Raw genomic sequence first — 25,816 nt, 5'->3', positions numbered from 1 at the left:
CATCAGATGACTATTGTGAGCACCCCTGAACGGATAAAGGCTGAAGTCAAGGATTTCAACTTTCACTATGGTGCGTTTCACGCTCTCAAAAACGTGAACATGCCTATCCATGAACGCAAAGTGACGGCCTTGATTGGGCCGTCTGGCTGCGGGAAGTCGACCTTGCTGCGCTCCTTTAATCGCATGCATGATTTGTATCCTGGCAACCGTTATGAGGGCGAAATTCGTTTGCATCCGGATAACACCAATTTGCTCGATAGTGCAGTTGATCCGATTGAAGTGCGGATGCGAATCAGCATGGTGTTTCAGAAGGCGAACCCTTTTCCCAAGTCGATCTACGAAAATGTTGCGTATGGCTTGCGCGTGCGAGGCGAGAGGAGTCGGGCAGTCCTTGATGAGAAGGTCGAGCAGTCCCTGCGTGGCGCAGCGTTGTGGGATGAGGTAAAGGATCGTCTCAACAGCCTTGGTGCGAATTTGTCTGGCGGGCAACAGCAGCGCTTGTGTATTGCGCGAGCCTTGGCGACAGATCCGGAAATCATCCTCTTTGACGAGCCGACTTCGGCGCTGGATCCGATTGCGACGGCAAGTATTGAAGAGCTGGTGACGGAATTGAAGAACAAGGTCACAATATTGATCGTGACGCACAACATGCAGCAGGCTGCACGCGTGTCCGATTACACCGCTTACATGTATCTGGGTGAGATGGTGGAGTTCGGGGTGACTGATCAGATGTTCATCAAGCCGCAAAAAAAGCAAACCGAAGACTACATCACGGGTCGATTTGGCTAGGATGGGCGCGGGTTTTCGTTGACCCCGCGCCTCTGCCTGTCTATACTTCCGGCTTTCGTTAAACAGCGCCTCGGGTCCAATATGGGTAGCTTCTGGTTCAGTCTTTTGCTTGTGCTGCACATCTTGTTGGGATGTTCCGTCATTGGCTTCGTGCTTCTTCAGCACGGCAAGGGGGCTGACATGGGTGCAGCCTTTGGTAGCGGCGCATCAGGCAGTCTTTTCGGATCCTCCGGTTCTGCGAACTTCCTCAGTCGCACAACAGGAATTCTGGCAGCGTTCTTTTTTGTTTCGAGCCTTACGCTTAGCTACTTTGCCTCAAAGTCGCATGTGCAAGGCCCGAGTGATTTGATGGAAGGCGTTGCTGCTCCGGTCGTGCCTGTTGTAGTGCCGGCGTCCGCGCCTGGTCAAGATATTCCGAAGTAAAAAATAGAATACGCGGTATGTGTGGCGGTCTTCGAGGCTGTTACATATAATCCGTGAGTGTTTCAGTAGTGCCGACGTGGTGAAATTGGTAGACACGCCATCTTGAGGGGGTGGTGGCGCAAGCCGTATGAGTTCGAGTCTCATCGTCGGCACCAGAGAGAATGAAACGCCCGCATGTTAGCGGGCGTTTTGCGATGGGCAGTTCCTTGTAGGAGGCAGAAATGCTGAATAACTACTTTCCTGTTCTGATGTTCATCGCTATTGGCTTGTCCATCGGTGTTGCACCAATGGTTTTAGGCCGTCTGTTAGGCCCCAACAGACCAGACCCACAAAAATTATCTCCCTACGAATGCGGATTTGACGCCTTCGAAGAGGCGCGCATGCGCTTCGACGTGCGTTACTATCTGATTGCGATTCTCTTTATCCTGTTTGATCTTGAGGTGGCGTTCTTGCTGCCTTGGGCGTCAATCGTCAAAGAGTTGGCGGGCACTGAGTCGGTTCGTCTGTTCGGGTTCTATGAAATGTTTGTGTTTCTCGGAATTCTCGTAATCGGATACGTGTACGTCTGGAGAAAAGGCGCGCTCGACTGGGAGTGATCTCGCGTCGCGACTGATCCAGGCGCCTATGTCAGCAAAGGGCGCTCTGTGAGTATTGAAGGTGTTTTTCGCGAAGGCTTCGTGACTACCTCGATGGATGCCGTCATTAACTGGACGCGTACCGGGTCGTTGTGGCCGATGACTTTTGGTCTGGCTTGCTGTGCCGTGGAAATGATTCACGCCGGCTGTTCCCGTTATGATCTTGATCGATTCGGCGTCGTGTTTCGCCCGAGTCCGCGTCAGTCTGACCTGATGATTGTTGCCGGCACCCTGTGCAACAAAATGGCACCCGCTTTGCGCAAGGTCTATGACCAGATGGCGGAGCCGCGCTGGGTGATTTCCATGGGTTCCTGCGCCAATGGCGGCGGCTATTATCACTATTCCTATTCTGTAGTGCGCGGCTGTGATCGCATTGTGCCGGTCGATGTCTATGTGCCGGGCTGTCCGCCAACGGCGGAGGCTTTGATTTACGGCATCATTCAACTGCAGAACAAGATACGCAGAACCAGCACTATCGCGCGTGAGGGAGTATCTGCTCAATGACCCGTCTGGAACGTTTGGCCGAGGTTTTGACTCGCGTGCTCGGAGAGCGCGCGGGTGGATTGAGTCTCGATCTAGGTGAGTTGACGCTTGACGTGAGCGCCGCCGACTACATTGAGGTCGCTCATCAGTTGCGAGATCATGAGGAGCTGGGTTTTGAGCAGCTGATTGATCTTTGTGGCGTGGATTATGCTGGCTATGCCGGTCAGATTGCCCATCCGGCCCGCTTTGCTGCGGTATCTCATCTTTTGTCTGTGACGAAGAACTGGCGTTTGCGCTTGCGTGTGTATGCCCAGGACGACAGTTTTCCCGTGCTGCATACATTGAACGATGTCTGGCCCGCGGTCAGCTGGTTTGAGCGCGAGGCTTTCGATTTCTTCGGGATCATGTTTGAGGGGCATCCTGATTTGCGCCGCATTTTGACGGATTACGGGTTTGTTGGTCATCCATTCCGCAAGGACTTTCCTGTGTCCGGATTTATGGAAATGATCTATGACAAGGAGCAGGGGCGCGTGGTGTATCAGCCCGTAAGCATTGAGCCGCGTGAAAATACGCCGCGCATCGTGCGCGAGCCGTCCTACGGGGGTGGCCGTGGCTGATATCCGGAATTACACGATTAACTTCGGGCCACAACACCCTGCGGCGCATGGCGTATTGCGCTTGATTCTGGAGCTTTCCGGTGAGGTCGTGGAGCGTGCCGATCCACACATCGGCTTGCTGCACCGCGGAACCGAAAAACTGGCCGAGACTCGCACTTGGATTCAGTCTGTTCCGTATATGGATCGTCTCGACTATGTGTCGATGATGTGCAATGAGCACGCTTACTGCATGGCGATTGAGAAATTGCTTGGCGTGCAGGTTCCCTTGCGTGCCCAGTACATACGGGTGATGTTTGATGAAATCACGCGCATCCTGAATCACTTGCTGAACATTGGTACGCATGCTTTGGACATCGGCGCGATGACCATGGTGTTGTATACGTTCCGTGAGCGCGAAGATCTGATGGATGCCTATGAGGCTGTCTCGGGTGCGCGCATGCATGCTGCGTATTATCGTCCGGGTGGCGTGTATCGTGATTTGCCGGATCAGATGCCCAAGTATCAGGTCAATAAATATAAAGACGCGTCGACCGTTAAAAAGCTCAACGTCGCGCGGGAAGGTTCTCTGCTGGACTTTCTGGATGACTTTACGCGGCGCTTCCCGACCTATGTCGATGAGTACGAAACGCTGCTGACCGATAACCGAATCTGGAAGCAACGTACGGTTGGTGTGGGTGTGGTGACGCCGGAGCGGGCTTTGGCGCTGGGTTTTACTGGCCCCATGTTGCGAGGTTCGGGTGTCGTTTGGGACTTGCGCAAGAAGCAGCCGTACGAAGTGTACGACCGTGTGGATTTTGATATCCCGGTGGGTACCAACGGCGATTGTTATGACCGTTATCTGGTTCGTATCGAAGAGATGCGCCAGAGCAATCGGATCATTCGCCAGTGCATCGACTGGCTGCGAGCCCATCCTGGTCCCGTCATCACGGATAGTCACAAAGTTGCGCCTCCATCGCGTGAAAAGATGAAGGGCAATATGGAAGAGTTGATCCACCACTTCAAACTTTTCACGGAAGGCATGCATGTGCCTGAAGGCCAGGTTTATGCCGGGGTGGAGCATCCAAAGGGGGAGTTTGGTGTGTATGCCATTTCGGACGGCGCGAACAAGCCTTGGCGCTTGAAGTTGCGCGCTCCGGGTTTTGCGCATCTGGCTGCGATGGATGAAATGGCTAAGGGTCACATGATTGCCGACGTGGTGGCGATTATCGGGACTATGGATATAGTGTTCGGTGAAATCGACCGCTGAGAACAAACCGACTATGTTGAGCATTGAGTCCTTGCGGCTAATTGACCGCGAAATTGCCAAATATCCTACCGATCAGAAACAGTCGGCCGTGATGGGGGCATTGCGCATTGCGCAGCAGGAGATGCATTGGCTCTCCAGCGAAACTATTGAGGAAGTTGCGTCCTACTTGGGCATGCCCGTTATGGCTGCGTATGAGGTGGCAAGTTTCTACAACATGTACGACCTCAAACCGGTGGGGCAGCACAAGATTACGGTGTGCACCAATCTGCCCTGTGCCTTGTCAGGCGGTGTTGAGGCGGCTGAGTATGTGAAGCAGAAGCTTGGCATTGGCTTCAACGAAACGACCGCTGATGGGAAGTTCACCCTCAAAGAGGGTGAATGCATGGGCGCATGTGGTGATGCGCCGGTGATGCTGCATAACAATCACAAGATGTGCGCTCGCATGACCTGTGCGCAGATTGATTCGCTCATCGAGGACTTGTCAAAATGAGCGAAACAAAGGTGATTCTTGCTGATCTGGATGGCGAGCGCACTTGGCGCATGGCTGACTACGTCAAGCGTGGTGGCTATGAGGCGCTGAAAAAGATCATTGCGGACAAAACGACGCCGGATGAAATCATCGGTTTGCTGAAGACGTCCAATCTGCGTGGTCGTGGTGGCGCCGGTTTTCCGACAGGTTTGAAGTGGAGCTTCATGCCCAAGGCCTACGTCGGGCCGAAATATGTTGTCTGCAATTCTGATGAGGGCGAGCCGGGCACCTTCAAGGATCGCGATATCCTGCGCTACAACCCGCATGCCGTGATCGAAGGCATGATCATCGCGGGTTATGCGATGGGCTGCGTAGCCGGCTACAACTACATTCACGGCGAGATTTTTGCCGAATACCAACGCTTTGAAGAGGCGCTTGAAGAAGCCCGCGCAGCGGGCCTTTTGGGACAGCGCATTCTTGGTTCGGAGTTCAGTTTCGACCTGTTTGCGCACCATGGTTATGGCGCCTATGTGTGCGGCGAAGAAACCGGTTTGCTCGAGTCGCTTGAGGGTAAGAAGGGGCAGCCGCGCTTCAAGCCGCCGTTCCCCGCCAGCTTTGGTTTGTACGGCAAGCCCACCACGATCAACAACACCGAAACTTTTGCGGTTGTGCCCTTCATTCTGCGCATGGGCGGCGAAGCCTTTCTTGCGTTGGGCAAGCCAAATAACGGTGGCACCAAGATCTTTTCCGTCTCAGGCCATGTAAATCGGCCCGGGAATTACGAGGTGCGTCTCGGTACGCCATTTGCTGAATTGCTGGAGATGGCGGGCGGCATGCGTGGTGGTCGCAAACTCAAGGCAGTGATACCGGGCGGATCGTCGGCGCCGGTATTGCCTGCAAGCATCATCATGGATACGACGATGGACTACGACGCCATCGCCAAGGCCGGTTCGATGCTGGGTTCTGGCGCCGTCATCGTGATGGATGAGAGCACTTGCATGGTCAAGGCGCTGGAGCGTCTGTCCTATTTCTATTTCGAAGAGTCTTGCGGCCAATGCACGCCTTGTCGTGAAGGCACGGGCTGGATGTATCGCATGATGCATCGGATCGAAAACGGGCAGGGCAGGGCTGATGACCTTGCCTTGCTGGATAACGTCGCCGAGAACATCATGGGCAGAACCATTTGTGCGCTGGGCGATGCTGCGGCAATGCCGGTGCGTGGGTTCCTGAAGCATTATCGCGACGAATTCGCCTATCACATCGAACACAAGCGCTGTCTCGTTCCCGTTGAATTGCAACGTGAAGGCAGCCGGATTTACGTGGCCCAGGATTGAGCATGCTAGAGATCGAAATCGACGGCAAGAAAGTGCAAGTCGCCCAGGGCAGCACCGTCATGGATGCTGCCAATAAACTCGGTACGCATATTCCCCATTTTTGTTACCACAAGAAATTGTCCATTGCGGCCAATTGCCGCATGTGTCTGGTTGAAGTGGAAAAAATGCCCAAGGCCGTGCCTGCGTGTGCCACGCCGGTGGTGGCGGACATGAAGGTCAGCACTCAGTCTGACAGGGCGCTCAAGGCGCAGAAGTCGGTGATGGAGTTTCTGCTCATCAATCATCCGCTGGATTGTCCGATCTGTGACCAGGGTGGCGAATGTCAGCTGCAGGATCTGGCCGTGGGTTACGGGGCTTCCGGTTCGCGCTATCAGGAAGAGAAGCGCGTTGTGTTTAACAAGAACCTCGGGCCGCTGATCAATACCGACATGACGCGCTGCATTCATTGCTCGCGCTGCGTGCGTTTTGGCCAGGAAATTTCCGGCATCATGGAGTTGGGGATTGCTAATCGTGGCGAGCATTCTGAAGTCATGGCCTTTGTTGATCGCTCGGTCGATTCAGAGCTTTCCGGCAACGCCATTGATCTGTGCCCGGTGGGCGCGTTGACCTCCAAACCCTTCCGTTTTGCTGCGCGTACCTGGGAAATGTCGCGTCGCAAATCTGTGAGTCCGCACGATTCGCTGGGGTCGAATCTGGTGGTGCAGGTCAAGCATGACGAAGTCAAACGCGTGCTGCCGCTGGAAAACGAAGAAATCAACGAGTGCTGGCTATCTGACAAGGATCGTTTCTCCTATGAGGGGTTGCGCTCCGCAGATCGTCTGACGGAGCCACAGATCAAGCACGGTGGCGAGTGGCATAAGGTTGATTGGCAGACTGCGCTGGATTACATCGTGCGCAGCTTGAAAGACATCAAGACTGACTTTGGCGCTGAACAAATTGCGGCTTTGGTTTCTCCGCACAGCACAATTGAAGAAATGTATCTCGCGCAGAAGCTGGTGCGCGGCTTGGGCTCCGACAACATCGACATGCGCTTGCGCCAGAGCGACTTCTCGCTGGATGGCAAGCGGGCCGGCGCGCCTTGGCTCGGGATGCCGGTTGCGAACCTGAGTACGCTGGATGCGACGCTCGTTGTTGGCAGCTTCCTGCGTAAAGATCATCCTTTGATGGCGCAGCGCCTGCGTCAGGCAGTGCGTCGTGGCGGCAAACTGGCGCGCGTCAATGTGACGAGTGACGACTGGCTGATTCCGCTGGTGGCGCAAAGCGTGGTGGCTCCAGCGCAGTTGGTCGCTGAGTTAGCTGCTGTACTCGCCGCACTTGCCGCCAAATTGAATGTTTCCGTATCAAGCGAATGTGCCGAGATCGTTGGGAGCGCAATTCAAAGTGAGGCGGCTCAGGCCGTGGCGGAAGTCCTTCTCACTGGCGAAAAGCGCGCCGTGCTCCTGGGGAATCTGGCCGCCCAGCATCCGAATGCCGCCTCGATACACATCCTGTCGGCGGAGATCGCTCGTCTGGCATCAGCCAGTTTCGGTATTTTGGGTGAGGCGGCCGGCAGTGTCGGCGGTTACCTGACGAAGGCGGTGCCAACGATCGGCCTGAACGCACGTCAAATGGTCGAGTCGCCGCGTAAGGCCTACATCTTGTTGGGAGTAGAGCCTGCACTGGATTGTGCTGACGGAGCTGTGGCCAAGGCCGCTCTCGCGCAAGCTGGCACCGTGATTCATATCGGAAGTTTTGTCGGTGATGCGGCCGAATACGCGGATGTGATGCTGCCGTCGGCGCCGTTTACCGAGACTTCTGGCAGTTTCGTCAATACCGAAGGTCGTTTGCAATCCTTCAATGCCGTCGTCAAGCCTTTGGGCGAGACGCGTCCGGCCTGGAAGGTGCTGCGCGTACTGGGTAATTTGTTTGCATTGGATGGCTTCGATTTCGAGTCTTCGGATGCGGTGCGGGATGAAGTTTTGGCAGGTGATTTCTCTGCCCGCCTGAGTAATGTTGTGAGTGGCGTTGTTCCCAAGGCGGATGCTGAGCCGACGGGTCTGCAGCGGATTACGGATATCGGCATCTACTCGACAGACCCTCTGGCTCGTCGCTCGCCTCCTTTGCAAAAGACGCGTGACGCGGCCGCTCCGCGTGCTCGCCTGAATCCGGCTACGCTTGCACAGTTTGGTATTGAAGCTGGTTCAGATGTTACAGTGAGTTCCTCGCAGAGCCGCATCCAGCTTCGCTCTCAGGCCGATATGTCTGTGCCGCAAGGCTGCGTGCGGGTCTCCGGAGCACATGCCTCAACAGTGGCTCTGGGAGCCATGTTCGGCGAACTTAGCGTGGAGCGCACCTGATGGATCAAATCCTCCAACCTTTTGCTGATCTATTCGGCCCGCTGTGGGTCGTGGTGTGGACCTTGCTCAAGATCATCGCCATTGTCGCGCCCTTGATGGGCGCTGTGGCTTACATGACCTTCGCCGAGCGTAAGGTGATTGGCTGGATTCAGGTGCGGATCGGGCCGAATCGTGTCGGGCCTTGGGGCCTGCTGCAGCCGGTTGCTGACGGCATGAAGCTGCTGTTCAAGGAAATCATTTCCCCGGCCAAGGCCAGTACGGGCTTGTTTTTCCTTGGCCCGATCATGGCGATCATGCCGGCCATGGCCGCATGGGCTGTAGTGCCGTTTGCTGACGGGTTGGTATTGGCCAATGTGAACGCAGGCTTGCTCTATCTGATGGCAATTACCTCGTTGGGCGTGTATGGCGTGATCATTGCCGGTTGGGCTTCCAATTCGAAATACGCTTTTCTCGGTGCGATGCGAGCCTCTGCGCAGATGATTTCCTATGAGCTAGCAATGGGCTTTGCGCTGGTTTGCGTGCTGATGGTGACAGGCAGTCTGAATGTTTCTGACATCGTGCGTGGGCAAGGACAAGGGTTGTTTGCTCAGATGGGCCTGGGCTTTCTGAGCTGGAATTGGTTGCCGCTGTTGCCGATGTTCGTGGTGTACTTCATTTCAGGAGTGGCCGAAACCAATCGTGCGCCATTCGACGTCGTGGAGGGCGAATCCGAAATTGTTGCCGGCCACATGGTTGAATACTCTGGCATGGCTTTTTCGCAATTCTTTATCGCAGAGTACGCCAACATGATTCTGGTGGCAGTACTCACCTCCGTATTTTTCCTGGGTGGATGGCTCTCACCAGTTGGGTTCTTGCCCGATGGCATCTGGTGGCTGCTGGCGAAGACCTCGGTGTTGTTGTTCTTGTTCTTGTGGCTCAGGGCTACTTTTCCGCGCTTCCGTTACGACCAGATCATGCGTCTGGGCTGGAAAGTGTTTATCCCCTTGTGCTTGCTCTGGGTGTTTGTGCTTGGCGCCTGGATCCTGTCACCCTTGTCGATCTGGAAGTAAATCATGGGTGCTGTGAAAAATTTCTTCGGCAGTATTGTTCTGTTCGAGCTCCTCAAGGGGTTGGCTCTGACGGGGCGGCATCTGTTCGCGCGCAAGATCACGATTCAATATCCGGAAGAGAAGACGCCGCAAAGTCCACGCTTTCGGGGCCTGCATGCGCTACGTCGCTACCCGAATGGCGAAGAGCGCTGCATTGCCTGCAAATTGTGTGAGGCAGTCTGTCCGGCGCTGGCGATCACGATTGATTCTGCGCAGCGAGACGATGGTTCGCGCCGTACTACGCGTTACGACATTGATCTGACGAAATGTATTTTTTGCGGGTTTTGCGAAGAGGCTTGCCCTGTCGATGCCATCGTGGAAACCCGGGTACTTGAGTACCACGGCGAGAAGCGTGGGGATCTTTACTACACCAAGCAGATGCTTCTGGCCGTGGGTGATCGCTATGAGGCGCAGATCGCTGAAGATCGTGCGGCCGATGCCAAATATCGCTGAAGCAGGAATGCAGAAGGTTTAACCGAGGGATCCATGGCTATTTCCTTTACGACAATTTGTTTTTATCTCTTCTCGGCGATTCTCGTCTTCGCCGGGTTGCGGGTCATTACGGCGCGTAATCCCGTGCACGCCGTGCTCTATCTGGTATTGGCCTTCTTTACCTCGGGCATGATCTGGATGCTGATGCAGGCCGAGTTTCTTGCGATTGCCATCATCCTGATTTACGTGGGTGCTGTGATGGTGCTGTTCCTGTTCGTGGTGATGATGCTCGACATCAATGTCGAAAAAATGCGTGAGGGTTTCTGGCGTTATCTACCGGTTGGCCTGGTGGTTGCAACGATCATGGTTGCTGAAATGGCTATGGTCCTGAATGGGCGTTATTTCAGGCTGGAAAGCCTGCCGGCTCCCCAAGCTGTTGATGTGGCCTACAGCAATGCCCAGAATCTCGCGCGCGTTATCTTTACGGATTACGCGTATCCCTTCGAGCTGGCTTCGTTGATTTTGCTCGTCGCGATGATTGCTGCGGTTGCGCTAACGTATCGACGCCGCGAAGGAATACGGCGTATCGATCCGTCGGCTCAGATTGCAGTGAAGGCAAAAGATCGTCTGGTGATTCATTCGATTCCAGCAGAAAAGGAAGAAATCGTGGCTGAGAGCACGGGAGATGTCGCGAAATGATGGTGCCGCTTTCACACGTCCTGATTCTTGGAGCCGTCCTGTTTTCGATCAGCGTGGTCGGGATTTTTCTTAATCGGAAAAATCTGATCGTATTACTGATGGCAATCGAGTTGATGCTTCTCGCCGTCAATATGAATTTCGTTGCATTTTCCAGCTATTTTGGTGATTCGGCGGGTCAGATTTTCGTTTTCTTCATCCTGACTGTGGCTGCAGCCGAGTCGGCAATTGGCCTGGCCATTCTTGTCGTGCTGTTCCGTAACCTGCGCTCCATTCATGTCGATGATCTCGACAGCCTGAAGGGTTGAGAGCCTGATGACTTCAATGCAGAAACTCTATCTCCTCGTGCCCTTGGCTCCGCTGGCAGGCGCCATTTTGGCGGGTCTGTTCGGCAAGCTGATCGGACGCACCGCATCACACTCGGTCACGATCTTGGGCGTTGCTACAGCCCTTGTCGCGTCTGTGTTCATTTATCTGGATGTGCAGGCCGGTAATGTTTTTAACGGAGCTCTCTATACGTGGGCGAGCAGTGGTGGAATTGATTTCGAAGTTGGTTTCCTGATCGATAGCCTGACCGTAATGATGATGCTGGTGGTGACTTTCGTGTCACTCATGGTGCATATCTATACTGTCGGCTACATGGCCGAAGACCCCAGTTATCAACGGTTTTTCAGCTATATTTCGCTGTTTACCTTCGCGATGCTGATGCTGGTGATGAGCAACAACTTCCTCCAACTTTTCTTCGGTTGGGAAGCCGTGGGCCTTGTCTCCTACCTGCTGATCGGCTTCTGGTACACGCGGCCGACTGCTATCTATGCCAACCTGAAAGCCTTTCTGGTTAACCGCGTCGGTGACTTCGGGTTTTTGTTGGGTATCGGTTTGATCGCCACATCTGCCGGCAGCCTGAATTACGCGGAGGTGTTTGCCAAGGCGCCGGAGCTGGTTCAGATGGTTGTGCCCGCAACGGGTTGGCCGCTGATGACGGCGATCTGTATCGGTTTGTTTATCGGTGCTATGGGTAAATCCGCCCAGGTTCCGCTGCACGTTTGGTTGCCTGACTCGATGGAAGGCCCAACCCCGATCTCGGCCTTGATTCACGCCGCGACCATGGTGACCGCCGGGATATTCATGGTGGCACGCATGTCGCCGCTGTTTGAATTGTCGGAAACCGCGCTGTCCTTCGTGATGGTGATTGGCGCAACTACAGCGCTGTTCATGGGTTTTCTCGGCATCGTTCAGAACGACATCAAACGTGTTGTGGCCTATTCGACCCTCTCGCAGTTGGGTTACATGACGGTGGCGCTGGGCGCTTCAGCCTATTCTGCCGCGGTCTTCCATTTGATGACGCATGCTTTCTTTAAAGCTTTGCTGTTCTTGGGCGCCGGCTCGGTGATCATCGGCATGCATCATGATCAGGACATGCGCAACATGGGCGGTCTGTGGAAGTACATGAAAATCACTTGGATCACCTCCCTGCTGGGCTCGGTGGCCCTGATCGGCCTGCCGTTTACCTCCGGTTTCTATTCCAAAGAGTCGATTGTCGAAGCCGTCAAGCTCTCGCAGCTTCCCGGGTCGGGCTACGCATATTTTTGCGTGATGGCGGGTGTGCTTGTTACCGCTTTCTACTCTTTCCGCATGTATTTCATGGTGTTTCATGGCAAGGAGCGCTTCGGTCATGCTCACGATCATCATGGGGATCACGCCGACGAGGAGTCCGCGTCGGATCATCATCATGGCTTGGCTCCCGGACAGAAGCCGCATGAGTCCCCGTGGGTCGTGACCTTGCCTTTGATCCTTCTTGCAGTGCCTTCAATCTTGATCGGCTTTATCACCATTGAGCCGATGCTGTTTGGCGAGTGGTTCAAGGGAACGATTTTCGTTAACGAGGCCCACAACGTCTTGGGTGAGATGCGCGAGGAGTTTCATGGCGCGTGGGCTATGGGGCTGCACGGGTTCAGCATCAAGTCGCCCGCCTGGTTCGCTTTGGGTGGGGTCGTTCTGGCCTGGTTCTTCTATCTCAAGCGCCCGGATATTCCTGCCGCGTTGCAAAAGCGTTTCGGATTTTTGTATACCTTGCTGGACAACAAGTATTACTTCGACCGTTTCAATGAGATCGTGTTCGCTGGCGGAGCTCGTGCCTTGGGGGCTCGTTTGTGGAAGGTCGGTGATCAGATGCTGATTGATGGCGTGATTGTGAATGGATCTGCGCGCCTTGTTGGCTGGGTCGCCAGGATGTCGCGCTTTTTGCAGAGCGGCCTCTTGTATCAGTATGCGTTCTGGATTGTCATCGGTGTAGTGCTGCTGCTGGCACTGTGGTGGCCCTACCTGAAGACCGGAGTGCTCGCGTCCTGAGGCGCGAGAACTTCAGACAGAAAAGAATTCACGGAAAGCAAAGATGACCAGTGTGCCTTATCTCAGTCTATCGATCTGGATCCCGATTTTCGGTGGTCTATTGACGCTGTGTGCGAATTCAGACCGCCATGCACACGTTGCGCGTGCGATGGGCCTGTTCTTTGCGCTAATGGGCTTTCTGGTAACGCTGCCGCTGTATATGCAGTTCGATGCGAGCAGCAGTGCTATGCAGTTTGTTGAATTCACGAGCTGGATTCGTGGGTTCAATGCGCACTACTCGCTTGGTGTGGATGGCATTTCCATGCCTTTTGTAGTGCTTAACAGTTTCATTACGGTGATTGTTTTATTGGCCGGTTGGGCGGTTATCCAAAAGAAGGTGGCACAGTACATCGCCGCGTTTTTGATCATGTCCGGTTTGATGAACGGGATATTCGCCGCGCAGGATGGTTTGTTGTTCTATGTGTTTTTTGAAGCTTCCCTGATTCCCTTGTATCTGGCTATCGGGATCTGGGGGGGCGCCAATCGTGTGTATGCCGCGTTCAAGTTCTTTCTCTACACCCTGGCAGGCTCTTTGTTGATGTTGCTGGCTTTTGTGTATCTGTTCCAGCATTCAGGAAGTTTTGCGATTGCTGACTGGCATGCGCTGAAGCTGGATATGCATAGCCAGACTTTGATCTTCTGGGCTTTCCTGGCGTCCTTTGCCGTCAAGGTGCCAATGTGGCCTGTGCATACTTGGTTGCCCGACGCCCACGTTGAGGCCCCTACAGGTGGTTCGGTTGTGCTGGCCGCCATTGCATTGAAACTCGGTGCGTATGGTTTTCTGCGTTTCTCTCTGCCCGTCGTGCCGGACGCAAGTCAGGCGATGGCGCCGGTCATGATCGCCCTGTCCCTGATTGCGGTTATCTATATCGGTTTTGTGGCGATTGTCCAGACGGACATGAAAAAGCTGGTTGCTTACTCGTCAATTTCACACATGGGTTTTGTAACGCTGGGATTTTTCATCTTCAATCCCTTGGGGATGGAAGGTGCACTGGTTCAGATGATTTCGCATGGGTTCGTTTCTGCCGCCATGTTTTTGTGCATTGGTGTTTTGTACGATCGCATGCATAGCCGGCAAATTGCAGATTACGGTGGCGTTGTAAATGTAATGCCCAAGTTTGCTGCGTTTTTCATGCTGTTTGCCATGGCGAACGCCGGACTGCCGGCAACCAGCGGTTTTGTTGGTGAGTTCTGGGTCATTCTCGGCGCAATCAAGTTCAATTTCTGGGTAGGCTTCGCGGCTGCAAGTACCTTGATACTTGGCGCGGCGTATACCTTGTGGATGTATAAGCGCGTGATGTTTGGTGCTGTGACGAATCCGAATGTAGCGGGGCTTGCCGATATAAATTTGCGTGAGGGATTTTTCCTTGCCGTGTTGGCTCTCTGTGTGTTGGCTATGGGGCTATATCCCTTCCCGATAAACGACGTAATGCATGCTTCAGTTGCTGATTTGCTCCGGCATGTCACTGCCGGCAAGTTGTGACCGATTGATCGATGCTTAATCGTACAGGCGCATGATGGAATTCCAGATACCCAGTTTTTCTCCCGCAGCCCCCGAAATAACGGTGGCTGCTATTGGCTTGTTCATGCTGCTGCTGGTGTCCTTTGCCCGCCGCAGTGCGAGTCAGATTACTTATTACCTGACGCACGCCGCATTGCTGATTGGTGCCGGAGTCACAATTTTTGTCGGTCGCGATTTTTCTGCAACTGTCGGCAAACTGTATGCTCAGGCTCCGCTCGGGGAATTTATCCGCAACATTGGGCAGATCGCTCTCGGCTATCTGGGGAGTAGCGAACCTCAGTTCACCTTTGGCCAGATGTATCTGGCGGATCCGCTTGGGGATTTGCTGAAAATTGCAGTTTGTGCGGCGGTTGCGTTGGTGCTTGTGTATGGCCGCCGCTATCTGCAGGATCGCAAGCTGGAGTCGCCTGAATACTACTTGCTGGTGTTGTTTGCGACGCTCGGCATCATGGTGCTGATTTCTGCTGCCAGTCTGATTACTGTGTATGTGGGGCTGGAGTTGCTGTCTTTGTCCTCATACGCACTGGTTGCGATCAATCGGGATTCGGTGCGTTCCACCGAGGCTGCCATGAAGTATTTTGTGTTGGGTGCTTTGGCATCCGGTCTGCTGCTGTATGGCATGTCCATGGTTTATGGCGCGACCCAGTCACTGGGTTTGGTGGATGTCGGTCTGGCATTGGTCGATCCGCAGACCGCTAATCGTACGGTATTGCTTTTCGGTTTGGTGTTTCTGGTGGCCGGCATCGCTTTCAAGCTCGGCGTCGTGCCCTTTCACATGTGGATTCCTGATGTCTATGAGGGCGCGCCGACTGCGGTAACCTTGTTTATCGCTTCCGCTTCCAAACTTGCCGCGTTTGCAATGCTCTGCCGCTTGTTGGCGTTTGGTTTGTGGGGATTGGTCGATCACTGGAAGTTGATGCTGCTGTTTGTGGGTGTTTCCTCAATTATTTTGGGAAATATTTCCGCGATCGCGCAAACCAATCTCAAGCGAATGTTGGCGTATTCCGGCATTTCACACATGGGCTTCTTGCTTCTGGGGTTCGCGTCGACAAGCCTGAATGGTTCAACTATTGCCTATGTGTCTGCACTGTTTTACGCGCTGAGCTACATGCTGACTACCTTGGCGGGCTTTGGCGTCATGTTGCTGATGTCTAGAGCCGGGTTTGAAGCAGAGGATATTGACGATCTCAAAGGCCTCAACAAGCGTAGCAGTTGGTGGGCGGGGATGATGGCGATAGTGATGTTCTCGATGGCGGGGATTCCGTTTTTCCTGGGATTTTTTGCCAAGTTCTTCGTTTTGCAGGCCTTATGGTCGGCGGGGCACGCGAGCTTGGCTGTGTTGGCCGTTGCAATGTCCTTGATTGGCGCTTTTTATTACTTGCGTATCGTCAAAGTAATGTTCTTCGATGAGCCAGTGAACTTGGCTCCAATCGAGGCGGGGCGTGGTGTTCGAACTGTATTGTCTGCAAACGTTTTGGCGCTGGCCGTGTTCGGGCTCTTCCCCGGGTTCCTGGTGCAGTTGTGCGTAATCGTGATTCAGAGCGTTCAGTAGGCTTGATCACAGGAAAAGAAAAGCCAGCATCGCTGGCTTTTTTTTCGAACAAATTCTATGGGTGAAGAAATGATCGAAACGCTCGTATCCAGTGAAGATGTTTTTTCAGGGAAGTTGCTCAAGGTTCTGCGCGACGAAGTGCGCTTGCCTGATGGCAGGACTGCTTTGCGTGAGTTTGTACGTCACCCCGGTGCGTGTGTTGTGATAGCCGAGTTGCGCCCTGGCGTGCTGATTTTTGAGCGCCAGTTTCGTTATCCATTGGACAGGGTATTTATCGAATTGCCTGCGGGGAAAATTGATTCGGGTGACACAATTTTGGAATGTGCCACGCGTGAATTATTGGAAGAAACTGGTTATACGGCTGCGATTTGGCGTCATCTCGGCACGATGCATAATTGCATTGGGTATTCGGATGAGCGTATCGAAATTTTTCTGGCTCAAGGTTTGACGGCGGGCGAGCAGAATCTTGATGAAGACGAGTCGGTTGAGGTGTTTGAAATGGCTCTTGATGAAGCTGAGCAGGCAGTTTTTGATGGGCGTATTACTGACGCCAAGACCATTACCTGTTTGTTCTGGGCCCGCAAATTTTTAGGTTGAAGGTGGTCGCTGCCGGAGGTTTTTTGCCTTTGCCTGAACAGCCTTGCTGCGCCTGCCTTTGCAGCATGGCTTGCTGAAGAGGCAAGCCAGGTGCGGTTCTTCAGGCGCCGTCTTGTGAGCTCTTGCGTATTCAATTTGCGCTGAGGTTGGGATGCTAAAAGCCCAGAAGGGCAAAGCTCTTCGCTGTGGTGAATGCCGATTGAAACCCTCTGGCTGCGGGTGTAGTGTGGATCCACACAATATCTACAAGAGGGGATGCGGATATGCTGGTTGCAGATAATCTTCGTACTCTGGCCATGTTTGGTCATGCGGGTTCAGGCAAAACCACTTTGATTGAGAATTTGTTGGCTCTGGCAGGGGCAATCCCAGTTGCAGGGAGTGTTGAAAAGGGTACTACAGTCTGTGATTACGATCCTCTTGAAAAAGAGCATCAACATACGGCGAAACTGGCGGCGGCGTATCTTGATCAGGGTGATGTCCGGGTGCAACTGCTTGATACGCCGGGCTTTCCTGACTTTGCCGGCCAAGCAATGGCGGCGCTGGATGCGGTTGAGACTGCCGCGATTCTTTTTAATCCCCAAAATGGCATAGAAATAAGTGCGTCCAGAGCGATGTTGTGGGCGCAAACCCGGAAGCTGTGCCGGATTGTCGTGGTGAATCGAATTGATGTGGATCGATTGAACTTGCCTGAACTTCTGGAGAGTTTGCAGTCCGCATTCGGTCGGGAGTGTTTGCCGATAAATCTGCCCGCCGAAGGCGGTAAAAAAGTTGTGGATTGTTTTTTTAATTTCACAGCCGGCCCGACGGATTTTGGCAGTGTCGAGGATGCGCATCGTGCGATCGTCGAGCAAATTGTCGAGGTCGATGAGGCCCTGACCGAACGTTATCTGAGTGGTGAAGAGATTGCACCAGATCTACTGCACGACGCGTTCGAGCAGGCGTTACGGGAAGGACATCTGATTCCGGTCTTGTTTACTTCGGCACGAAGCGGGGCCGGCTTGCGCGAGTTACTCGATTTTATTGTGCGCCTCGCGCCCAGTCCTCTTGAGGGAAATCCGCCTTTGTTTGAAAAGTGGCTTGGAGGACAAGCTGAGTCCGCTGAGCCGTTGAATGTCTCGCATTTGCCTGACGAGCATGTGATTGCGCATGTATTCAAGCTTGAGGTGGATGCCTATCTGGGGAAGATCGCAACGCTCCGCATACTGCAAGGAACGATTACTCCCGACAGCATGCTGTATGTCGGAGATGCACGAAAGCCTTGCCGGGTCGCCCATCTTTTCAGTGTGCAAGGGAAGCAATTGACGGCGATAAACAGCGCGGGGCCCGGCGAAATTTGCGCGATTACCAAGCTTGAGGATGTCGTGTTTGACGCGGTACTGCATGACGCACAGGAAGACGCGCAAATTCATTTTCGGCCTTTACCTATTCCGCACGCCGTGTATGGCTTGGCTGTGCGCGTCAAACGGCGCGGAGAGGAGCAGAAGCTAGCGGAAGTCCTGCATCGATTGGCGATAGAGGATCCGGGGCTCTATGTGGAGAGCGACCCCACTACACATGAGGTGGTGATCCGTGGTCAGGGCGAGATGCATTTAGGTCGGGTGCTGGAGCGGATGAGCGCGCAGTACAAGCTGGAGGTGGATAGTCATGCGCCGACCATTCCCTATCGTGAAACCATTACCCATACTGCGGAAGGGCATTGTCGTCATAAGAAGCAGAGTGGTGGTGCAGGCCAGTTCGGTGAGGTTTTTTTGCGCGTAGCACCACTGGCTCGGGGTGAAGGTTTTCGCTTCAAGAATGAAATAAAGGGCGGCTCTATTCCTGGCGTGTTCATTCCTGCTGTTGAGAAGGGGGTGCGTGAGGTTTTGGTTTCTGGTGCAATCGCAGGTTTCCCGGTTCAGGATGTTGAGGTCACTGTGTACGACGGAAAAACTCATCCTGTGGACGGGAAAGAAATTGCCTTTGTAACTGCGGGCAGGAAGGCTTTTCTAGACGCAATGAAAAGCGCTCGTCCAGTTGTACTGGAGCCTCTGGTTGATCTGGAAATTTCTGTGCCGGACTCCGCTTATGGTGACGTTTCGGGGGAGGTTTCGGTGCGCCGTGGTCAGGTAACCACTACAGGCAACACCCGTGCCGGCATGATCGTGATCAATGCCCGGGCTCCGCTGTCCGAACTGGCGGATTTTCAGAGTCGTCTGAAGTCGATTACGGGCGGGCAGGGGAGTTATACCCTGCAGCTGTCAGAGTATGAAGCTGCTCCGCTCAATGTTCAGCAGCAGCTGATGGCAGCATTCAAGCCGCAAGACGAGGAGTTGTGAGGCGTGCTGGCATGCCTGAAGAAGTCCGCCCAGAGCGGCTCTTCGGGCTGTTGCTTGCAAGACTTGATTCGCTCAGTTCTGCGGTTTGATTGCGCGCATCAGGTAGTTTATATCGCTGCCGTTTCCAAGGCTGTAAGTCTTGTTGAGCGGCTGATAATGCATGCCGATGAGTTCCTGAACCTCAAGATCAGCGTCGCGCAAATAGCGTGAAAGTTCTGCCGGCTTCAGGAATTTTGCATACTCGTGAGTGCCGCGTGGCAACATATTCAGGACGTATTCTGCGCCTACAATAGCGAATAAATAGGCTTTCAAGTTCCGGTTGATCGTCGATAGAAAGACATGACCGCCGGGTTTTACCAGTGTGGCGCAAGCCTTTACGATGCTGGCTGGATCAGGAACATGCTCCAGCATTTCCATGCAGGTGACGACGTCAAACGTGGCGGGGTGTCGTTTGGCGAATTCTTCGGCAGAGACATTTTGATAGTCAATACTCAGCTGACTTTCGAAAAGGTGCAAACGAGCGACGGCCAAGGCTTTCTCTGAAAGGTCGATGCCAGTAACTTTGGCGTCTTTGCGGGCCATGCTTTCGGTCAGGATCCCGCCGCCACAGCCGATGTCCAGCACCTGTTTGCCAGCGATTGAAGCGTGTTCGTCAATCCAGTTCAGGCGCAAGGGGTTGATTTCGTGCAGAGGTTTGAATTCCGACTCAGGGTCCCACCAGCGATGGGCCAATTCGCTGAACTTGGCCAGTTCCTTTTCGTCAGCATTGATGAGAGGCATGTGTTTCCTTGAATGTGCTGCTGAGTGATTGATTTCGATTGAATCAGAAGACGAAAAAAAACCCAGCCTGCGCTGGGCTTTTTTCTACTGCAGAAATTGGCTTACTTCGTGCCAACAGCTTCCAGTTCGACGCGGCGATCCGGAGCCAGACAATCAACCAACTTCTTGTTCTTGCCACTGTCAGCGCCCAGCTTTTCGCAGGTCTTGCCGGTGATAGGTTGAGCTTCGCCCTTGCCTTCAGTGTAGACCTTGTTAGCGGCGATGCCTTGACCAACCAAGAAGTCCTTGACCGCGGCAGCGCGCTTTTCAGACAGTTTCTGGTTGTAAGCCGGGGAGCCAATGCGGTCAGCGTGGCCGACAGCAATGATCACTTCCAGAGCCTTCAGTTTTTTCGCGTTGTCAGCGAAAGTCGTCAGGTTGCTCTTACCCATGTCGCTCAGGTCGGCCTTGTCATAGGCAAACAGCGCGTCGCTAGGCAGACTGACCTTTTGTGCTGCAGGAGCCGTACCGCCAGCAGGTGCGGCTGCCGGCTTGGCTGCCGGAGCTGCGGCTGGAGCTGCGGCTGGAGCTGCGACAGGAGCGTCGGCTTTGATTTCGCCGCAAGCAACGCCAACCGGCTTGTCTTCGGTGGTCATCACGCTCTTGATCAGATCAGTGGAGTAGTTGTTGCTGCGCAGGCAGTTGCCAAGGCCGTCTTTTGCAACGATGTTGCCAGCGCCCAGAACATAGGGCTGAACGGGCGCCGATTTCACGACGATCTGGGCTTGGGCACTGGCGGCAAAGCCAGCGATGGCTGCCAGAATGAACAAATGTGATTTTTTCATATTCTCCTCATTGCAAGTCTGATTGCATACAACATTTGGACAGAGCGGCTTCCCGATGCCCCCCATTAAAACTACCAGCCGACAAATAACTCTTGCCAAGCCGTTTTCAACTCTCCAGTGCAGCAAGTCTGTGCTTCAGATTTTGCTGTACTCAGCTTGATGGCAGAACCATTCAGCGCTTCGTGGCATTTTGCCACAGGCGTGAAATGCTCAGCAATTCTTTGTTGCTTGCATGCAACAGGCTGCCCGTTCGTACTCGGGGTTTGCCTTGAACCCAGACGTCGGTGACGGACTCTCGTCCGGCAACGTAAACCAAGTGCGAGGCTGGGTCATAGCACGGGGTGTTTTGTGGCGAGCCAAGGCTGACCGCGCACAGATCCGCCTCTTTGCCATGTTGAATGCTGCCGATCTGCTCTTGAAGGCCGAGAGATTGGGCTCCGTTCAGGGTGGCCATGCGGATAACTTGATGGGCCGGGAGCGCACTAGCGTCACCGCTAGTCACTTTTGCCAGCAGGGCGGCATGTCGCATTTCCTGAAAAATATCAAGGCGGTTGTTGCTGGCAGCTCCGTCCGTGCCCAGTGCGACATTGATACCTTGAGCCAGCATGCTGTTGACCGGGGCGATGCCGCTCGCGAGCTTCATGTTTGAAGTTGGGTTGTGAATAACCGAACAGTTTCGTGCGGCGATCAGTTGCTGCTCGCATTCGGTCAGGTATACGGCATGAACCAGTTGAGAGTTTGGCCCAATCAGGCCGAGGCCGTCCAGGCGAGCGAGTGGGCGAACGCCGTGCTGAGCCAGACTGCCACGGATCTCCTGAGTGGTTTCGTGTATGTGAATGTGAATGCCGGTGTCGAGTTCTTCTGCAAGGGTTGCAATCCGCTCGAAGCTTTGGTTTGAAACTGTGTAGGGGGCGTGAGGGGCGAGAGCAAAGTTGATGAGTGGATTCTCTTTCCAGTTTTCACGGGCTTGCAAGCCCTTGTGGAGATAATCGTCGGCTGTGGTTGCGTAGTTGCTGGGGAAGTCGATGATCGTGATGCCCAGCGCCGCGCGCATGCCGGCGTCGCTGAAGGCACGCGCAGCGTCATCCGGGAAGAAATACATGTCGCTGGCGCAGGTAATTCCGCCGCAAAGCATCTCAGCTGCGGCCAGAGATGTGCCGTCATAGACGAATTGGCTGGAAACGAGCTTTTGTTCCATTGGCCAGATTGCGTCTTGTAGCCAGGGCGTCAGCGGCAAGTCGTCGGCAATGCCGCGCAGCAGGCTCATGGCTGCGTGGGTGTGGGCATTGATCAGGCCCGGGAGGAGGACGTGCTCAGGCAGTTCGACGATTTCTGTTGCGGTGTAGCACTCGTGGCTTTTGTGAATGGGGAGTAGGTCAGCAATCAAGCCTTTGTCGATTACAACGGCGTGGTGCTCAAGAGTCGTGTTGGCGGGCTCAACCGGAATGATCCAGCGAGCTTCTATGATCAGATCGACATTGCGCAGAGTGTTCATGCGGGGTTGGAGGCTGATGGGTGGGTTATGGGGTGAATGGGGCCGCGAAGGCGGTTGGCGGGCATGTTACAATTGCCGTCTTTTAGCGCACTCAACCGGACCTTCATAAGCGCCTATGAATTCGTTTGCCAAGGAAACGCTGCCAATCAGTTTAGAGGAAGAAATGCGTCACTCCTATCTCGATTACGCGATGAGCGTGATCGTAGGACGTGCGTTACCGGATGTGCGCGACGGCTTGAAGCCTGTGCACCGCCGAGTTCTCTATGCGATGCATGAAGCCAATACAGTCTGGAATCGCCCGTACGTGAAGTGCGCGCGGGTTGTCGGCGAGGTTATGGGTAAGTTCCATCCGCACGGCGACTCGGCCATTTACGACACGCTTGTGCGGATGGCTCAGGACTTTTCACTGCGCTATACGCTGGTGGACGGGCAGGGGAACTTCGGTTCCATTGATGGCGATTCGGCCGCTGCCATGCGATACACAGAGTGTCGTCTGGAGAAGATTTCTGCCGACCTACTGGCGGATATCGACAAGGAGACGGTTGATTTTCAGCCGAACTATGATGGCAAGGAGTTGGAGCCGACTGTTCTGCCGGCGCGCATTCCGAACTTGCTGATCAATGGCTCCTCAGGGATTGCCGTGGGGATGGCGACCAATATCGCACCGCACAATCTTTCGGAAGTAATCGAAGCGTGTCTGACGCTGCTGGCCAGTCCGGATACAGATATTGAGGAGCTGATCAAGATTGTGCCTGCGCCCGATTTTCCGACGGCTGGCTTGATCTATGGCTTGCAGGGCGTACATGACGGCTACCGTACCGGCCGTGGCCGAGTGGTAATGCGCGCGCGCACTCACTTCGAGGACATGGAGAAGGGGAATCGCCAAGCAATCATCATTGACGAGATTCCCTATCAGGTAAACAAGAAGACCCTGATCGAGAAAATTGCCGAGCTCGTTGGCGACAAGAAAATTGAAGGGATCTCGGATTTGCGTGACGAGTCGGATAAGTCCGGCATGCGCGTAGTGATCGAGCTCAAGCGTGGTGAAGTAGCGGAGGTTGTGCTGAACAAGCTGTTCAAGCAGACCCAGTTGCAGGACACCTTTGGCATGAACATGGTGGCGCTGGTTGATGGCAAGCCGCGCCTGTTGAATCTGAAGCAGATGCTGGAGTGCTTCCTGTCTCATCGCCGGGAAGTGGTGACGCGGCGTACAGTGTTCGAATTGCGCAAGGCGCGTGAACGCGGCCATGTGCTTGAGGGCTTGGCGGTTGCGCTTTCCAATGTTGATGAAATCATTGCCCTGATCAAGGCGGCTCCGACGCCGAGTGATGCCAAACGCGATTTGACCGAACGGGTCTGGCGTTCGCAACTGGTGGAGGAGATGCTGTCTCGTGCGATGACGGATAGCTATCGTCCAGAGGGTTTGGCTGCCGAGTTTGGTTTGTCCAAGCAGGGTTATCGCCTCTCCGAAGTACAGGCTCAGCGCATTCTTGAAATGCAACTGCAGCGCCTGACCAACATGGAGCAGGACAAGATCGTTGGCGAGTATCGGGATGTGATGGCCGAGATCGCTGATCTGCTCGACATCCTTGCCAAGCCGGCGCGCATCACGGTCATTATTGATGGCGAGTTGCGGGCGATTCGTGAGCAGTTTGGCGATCCGCGCAAATCGGAAATCGTGCTGAATACTGCCGATATCAATATTGAGGATCTGATTGCGCCCGAAGACATGGTTGTGACCTTGTCGCATACGGGTTACTTCAAACGTCAGCCGCTGACGGATTATCGTGCGCAAAAGCGTGGCGGGCGGGGCAAGCAGGCTGCATCGATGAAGGAGGATGATTTCCTTGATCAGCTGTTTGTCGCGAATACGCACGACTTCATTCTGTGCTTCTCTAACCGTGGCCGCCTGTATTGGCTAAAGGTTTATGAAGTGCCGGAAGGTAATCGCACCTCGCGTGGCAAGCCGATCGTCAATCTCTTCCCCTTGCTTGAGGGCGAGAAAATCACTGCCGTGTTGCCGGTCAAGGAGTTTGATGAGGGCCACTTCATCTTCATGGCAACCGCACAGGGTACCGTGAAGAAGACGCCGCTCACTGACTTCTCCAATCCGCGCAAAGCCGGGATTATCGCTGTCGGTCTTGATGATGGCGACTTCCTGATCGGCGTTGCAATTACCGATGGTGATTGCAATGTCATGCTCTTCTCGGATGCCGGTAAAGCGGTACGCTTCAACGAGACGGATGTACGTCCGATGGGGCGTACGGCACGTGGCGTACGCGGCATGATGCTGGAAGATGGTCAGGCCGTATTGTCCATGCTGGTGGCGCAAGGTGAAACCCAGAGCGTGCTGACCGCGACGGAAAATGGTTACGGCAAGCGTACGGCGATTGGTGAATACACGCTGCATGGCCGTGGCACCAAGGGCATGATTGCAATTCAGTCCTCCGAGCGTAACGGCAAGCTGGTAGGGGCTGTGCTGGTCGATCCGACTGATCAGGTGATGCTGATTTCGGATAATGGTGTATTGATCCGTACGCCCGTGAAGCATATCCGCGAGTTGGGCCGTTCCACTCAAGGCGTCACCCTGATCAATCTGGATGCGGGTTCCCGTCTGTCGTCCATCGTCAAGATTGCTGACAGTGATGATGAAAGTGTCGAGGATGAGGGCGTTGCTGAGAGTGGCGGCGAAGAAACGGCAGGTGAGGGCAGTCCGGAATGAGTGACGAACTGCTGAAGTTGCGCTCAGAGATTGATCGACTGGATTCGGAGATACTGGAGCGACTGGCTGCGCGGGCTAAATGTGCGCAGCGAGTTGGGGAGGTCAAGCGCGGCCCACTCTATCGTCCGGAGCGTGAGGCGCAGGTTCTGCGCAATATTGCCGACAAGAATCCGGGTCCTCTGTCGAACGAGGCTGTGCAGCGGATTTTTCGCGAAATCATGTCCTGGTGTCTGGGTCTGGAGCAGCCGCTCAAAGTGGCCCATCTGGGGCCGCAAGGTACTTTTACCGAGGCTGCTGCCAGCAAACATTTTGGTGGTGCGCCGGTGCTTTTGCCACAGCAGACAATCGACGATGTGTTTCATGCCGTCGAAGCCGGGGCTGCTGAATATGGTGTGGTGCCGGTAGAGAATTCTACGGAAGGCGCGATCAGTCGCTCTCTGGATTTGCTGCTTTCTGGCAATGTGTCGGTGTGTGGTGAAGTCAGTCTGCGGATTCGCCAGAATTTGATGACGCGCGCGGCCGATCTGTCCGCCGTGAAGCGCATTTACTCCCACTCGCAGTCTTTGGCGCAGTGTAATGACTGGCTTGCGCATCATGCGCTGCATATCGAGCGCCATCCTGTTTCCAGTAATGCCGAGGCGGCTCGCCTCGCCGCGGCAGATCCGGAGGCCGCGGCCATTGCGGGTGAGCGGGCTGCGCAACTTTACGAGCTACCGATCCTGTTTGCCGGGATTGAAGACGATCCGAATAACACAACGCGTTTTCTGGTCATTGCCCAGCACGATGCTGGCCCGTCAGGGCGCGACAAGACTTCGCTGGTCTGTTCCGCAACGAACCGGCCTGGCGCTGTCCATGCCTTGCTGCAACCATTTGCCGATCAGGGCGTGAGCATGAGCAAGCTGGAGTCGCGTCCTTCGCGTACCGGCTTGTGGGAGTACGTGTTTTACGTCGACGTCGAGGGGCATCGCGAGGATCCCGCCGTTGCTGCGGCGCTGAGTGCTTTGGTTGATCGTGCGGCGTTCGTCAAGGTTCTCGGTTCTTACCCTGTCGCGGCCATTTGATTCGGGGCG

The 25,816-nt window shown here is 54.5% G+C and carries 23 protein-coding genes and 1 tRNA gene; 21 read left to right on the top strand and 3 right to left on the bottom strand.

Annotated elements, in window-relative coordinates; genetic code table 11:
- Positions 1 to 6: 6 nt before the first annotated feature.
- The 19 genes from pstB to fusA all read left to right on the top strand — a co-directional run bounded on the left by pstB (position 7) and on the right by fusA (position 18,925).
- Positions 7 to 789 carry a phosphate ABC transporter ATP-binding protein PstB gene (gene pstB / locus ABXR19_RS00700; protein ID WP_354599148.1) on the top strand — a complete coding sequence of 261 codons (783 nt, stop codon included), beginning with the start codon at positions 7 to 9 and terminating at the stop codon, positions 787 to 789.
- A gap of 81 nt (positions 790 to 870) precedes the next feature.
- Complete coding sequence (gene secG, locus ABXR19_RS00695; protein ID WP_354599147.1) at positions 871 to 1,212, top strand: preprotein translocase subunit SecG; 342 nt, start codon at positions 871 to 873, stop codon at positions 1,210 to 1,212.
- 70 nt (positions 1,213 to 1,282) lie between these two features.
- A tRNA-Leu gene (locus tag ABXR19_RS00690) sits at positions 1,283 to 1,367 on the top strand.
- Between the two features lie 66 nt (positions 1,368 to 1,433).
- On the top strand, positions 1,434 to 1,808 hold the full coding sequence (locus ABXR19_RS00685; RefSeq protein WP_354599146.1) for an NADH-quinone oxidoreductase subunit A: 375 nt from the start codon (positions 1,434 to 1,436) through the stop codon (positions 1,806 to 1,808).
- A gap of 48 nt (positions 1,809 to 1,856) precedes the next feature.
- Positions 1,857 to 2,351, top strand: a complete 495-nt coding sequence (locus ABXR19_RS00680; RefSeq protein ID WP_354599145.1) for a NuoB/complex I 20 kDa subunit family protein — start codon at positions 1,857 to 1,859, stop codon at positions 2,349 to 2,351.
- The gene (locus ABXR19_RS00675) at positions 2,348 to 2,947 is read left to right on the top strand and encodes an NADH-quinone oxidoreductase subunit C (RefSeq protein WP_354599144.1); all 600 of its coding nucleotides are present in this window, start codon (positions 2,348 to 2,350) and stop codon (positions 2,945 to 2,947) included. The genes ABXR19_RS00680 and ABXR19_RS00675 overlap by 4 nt, the downstream gene beginning before the upstream one ends.
- Complete coding sequence (locus ABXR19_RS00670; protein ID WP_354599143.1) at positions 2,940 to 4,193, top strand: NADH-quinone oxidoreductase subunit D; 1,254 nt, start codon at positions 2,940 to 2,942, stop codon at positions 4,191 to 4,193. The genes ABXR19_RS00675 and ABXR19_RS00670 overlap by 8 nt, the downstream gene beginning before the upstream one ends.
- 13 nt (positions 4,194 to 4,206) lie before the next feature.
- A complete protein-coding gene (gene nuoE, locus ABXR19_RS00665) occupies positions 4,207 to 4,683 on the top strand; it encodes an NADH-quinone oxidoreductase subunit NuoE (RefSeq protein WP_354599350.1) in 477 nt (158 codons plus the stop codon).
- Entirely contained in the window at positions 4,680 to 5,996 is a 1,317-nt protein-coding gene (gene nuoF / locus ABXR19_RS00660; RefSeq protein ID WP_354599142.1) for an NADH-quinone oxidoreductase subunit NuoF, read from the top strand. Before nuoE ends, nuoF begins: the two co-directional genes overlap by 4 nt.
- A gap of 2 nt (positions 5,997 to 5,998) precedes the next feature.
- A complete protein-coding gene (gene nuoG, locus ABXR19_RS00655) occupies positions 5,999 to 8,332 on the top strand; it encodes an NADH-quinone oxidoreductase subunit NuoG (RefSeq protein ID WP_354599141.1) in 2,334 nt (777 codons plus the stop codon).
- A complete protein-coding gene (nuoH, locus tag ABXR19_RS00650) occupies positions 8,332 to 9,381 on the top strand; it encodes an NADH-quinone oxidoreductase subunit NuoH (protein WP_354599140.1) in 1,050 nt (349 codons plus the stop codon). The genes nuoG and nuoH overlap by 1 nt, the downstream gene beginning before the upstream one ends.
- A gap of 3 nt (positions 9,382 to 9,384) precedes the next feature.
- Positions 9,385 to 9,873, top strand: coding sequence for an NADH-quinone oxidoreductase subunit NuoI (gene nuoI / locus ABXR19_RS00645; RefSeq protein ID WP_354599139.1), 489 nt, complete (start codon positions 9,385 to 9,387; stop codon positions 9,871 to 9,873).
- A 39-nt stretch (positions 9,874 to 9,912) separates the two neighbouring features.
- Positions 9,913 to 10,551, top strand: coding sequence for an NADH-quinone oxidoreductase subunit J (locus ABXR19_RS00640; protein WP_435594293.1), 639 nt, complete (start codon positions 9,913 to 9,915; stop codon positions 10,549 to 10,551).
- Positions 10,551 to 10,856, top strand: a complete 306-nt coding sequence (gene nuoK / locus ABXR19_RS00635; protein WP_435594292.1) for an NADH-quinone oxidoreductase subunit NuoK — start codon at positions 10,551 to 10,553, stop codon at positions 10,854 to 10,856. The genes ABXR19_RS00640 and nuoK overlap by 1 nt, the downstream gene beginning before the upstream one ends.
- A 7-nt stretch (positions 10,857 to 10,863) precedes the next feature.
- Complete coding sequence (nuoL, locus tag ABXR19_RS00630) at positions 10,864 to 12,900, top strand: NADH-quinone oxidoreductase subunit L (protein ID WP_354599136.1); 2,037 nt, start codon at positions 10,864 to 10,866, stop codon at positions 12,898 to 12,900.
- Positions 12,901 to 12,943: 43 nt separating this feature from the next.
- The gene (locus ABXR19_RS00625; protein WP_354599135.1) at positions 12,944 to 14,422 is read left to right on the top strand and encodes an NADH-quinone oxidoreductase subunit M; all 1,479 of its coding nucleotides are present in this window, start codon (positions 12,944 to 12,946) and stop codon (positions 14,420 to 14,422) included.
- Positions 14,423 to 14,456: 34 nt separating this feature from the next.
- Complete coding sequence (gene nuoN, locus ABXR19_RS00620) at positions 14,457 to 16,013, top strand: NADH-quinone oxidoreductase subunit NuoN (RefSeq protein WP_354599349.1); 1,557 nt, start codon at positions 14,457 to 14,459, stop codon at positions 16,011 to 16,013.
- Between the two features lie 69 nt (positions 16,014 to 16,082).
- Entirely contained in the window at positions 16,083 to 16,610 is a 528-nt protein-coding gene (locus tag ABXR19_RS00615) for an NUDIX domain-containing protein (protein WP_354599134.1), read from the top strand.
- Positions 16,611 to 16,873: 263 nt separating this feature from the next.
- Positions 16,874 to 18,925, top strand: coding sequence for an elongation factor G (gene fusA / locus ABXR19_RS00610; RefSeq protein WP_354599133.1), 2,052 nt, complete (start codon positions 16,874 to 16,876; stop codon positions 18,923 to 18,925).
- Positions 18,926 to 18,997: 72 nt separating this feature from the next.
- Here fusA and ubiG read toward each other — a convergent pair whose 3' ends face one another.
- From ubiG to ABXR19_RS00595, 3 genes are all read right to left on the bottom strand, one after another.
- Positions 18,998 to 19,705: a bifunctional 2-polyprenyl-6-hydroxyphenol methylase/3-demethylubiquinol 3-O-methyltransferase UbiG gene (ubiG, locus tag ABXR19_RS00605; protein WP_354599132.1), complete on the bottom strand. Its 708-nt coding sequence runs from the start codon at positions 19,703 to 19,705 to the stop codon at positions 18,998 to 19,000.
- Between the two features lie 101 nt (positions 19,706 to 19,806).
- Positions 19,807 to 20,529, bottom strand: coding sequence for an OmpA family protein (locus tag ABXR19_RS00600; protein WP_354599131.1), 723 nt, complete (start codon positions 20,527 to 20,529; stop codon positions 19,807 to 19,809).
- Positions 20,530 to 20,701: 172 nt separating this feature from the next.
- Positions 20,702 to 22,024, bottom strand: coding sequence for a TRZ/ATZ family hydrolase (locus tag ABXR19_RS00595; protein WP_354599130.1), 1,323 nt, complete (start codon positions 22,022 to 22,024; stop codon positions 20,702 to 20,704).
- Positions 22,025 to 22,139: 115 nt separating this feature from the next.
- On the opposite strand from ABXR19_RS00595, the gene gyrA reads away from it, so the two are divergent.
- Together gyrA and pheA are read left to right on the top strand one after the other, a co-directional pair.
- Positions 22,140 to 24,746, top strand: coding sequence for a DNA gyrase subunit A (gene gyrA, locus ABXR19_RS00590; RefSeq protein ID WP_354599129.1), 2,607 nt, complete (start codon positions 22,140 to 22,142; stop codon positions 24,744 to 24,746).
- Entirely contained in the window at positions 24,743 to 25,807 is a 1,065-nt protein-coding gene (pheA, locus tag ABXR19_RS00585; protein ID WP_354599128.1) for a prephenate dehydratase, read from the top strand. Before gyrA ends, pheA begins: the two co-directional genes overlap by 4 nt.
- Positions 25,808 to 25,816 lie beyond the last annotated feature (9 nt).

The sequence above is a fragment of the Uliginosibacterium flavum genome (assembly GCF_040566545.1).
Taxonomy (GTDB): Bacteria; Pseudomonadota; Gammaproteobacteria; order Burkholderiales; family Rhodocyclaceae; genus Uliginosibacterium; species Uliginosibacterium flavum.
This window is presented reverse-complemented; position numbering and strand designations above follow the sequence as displayed.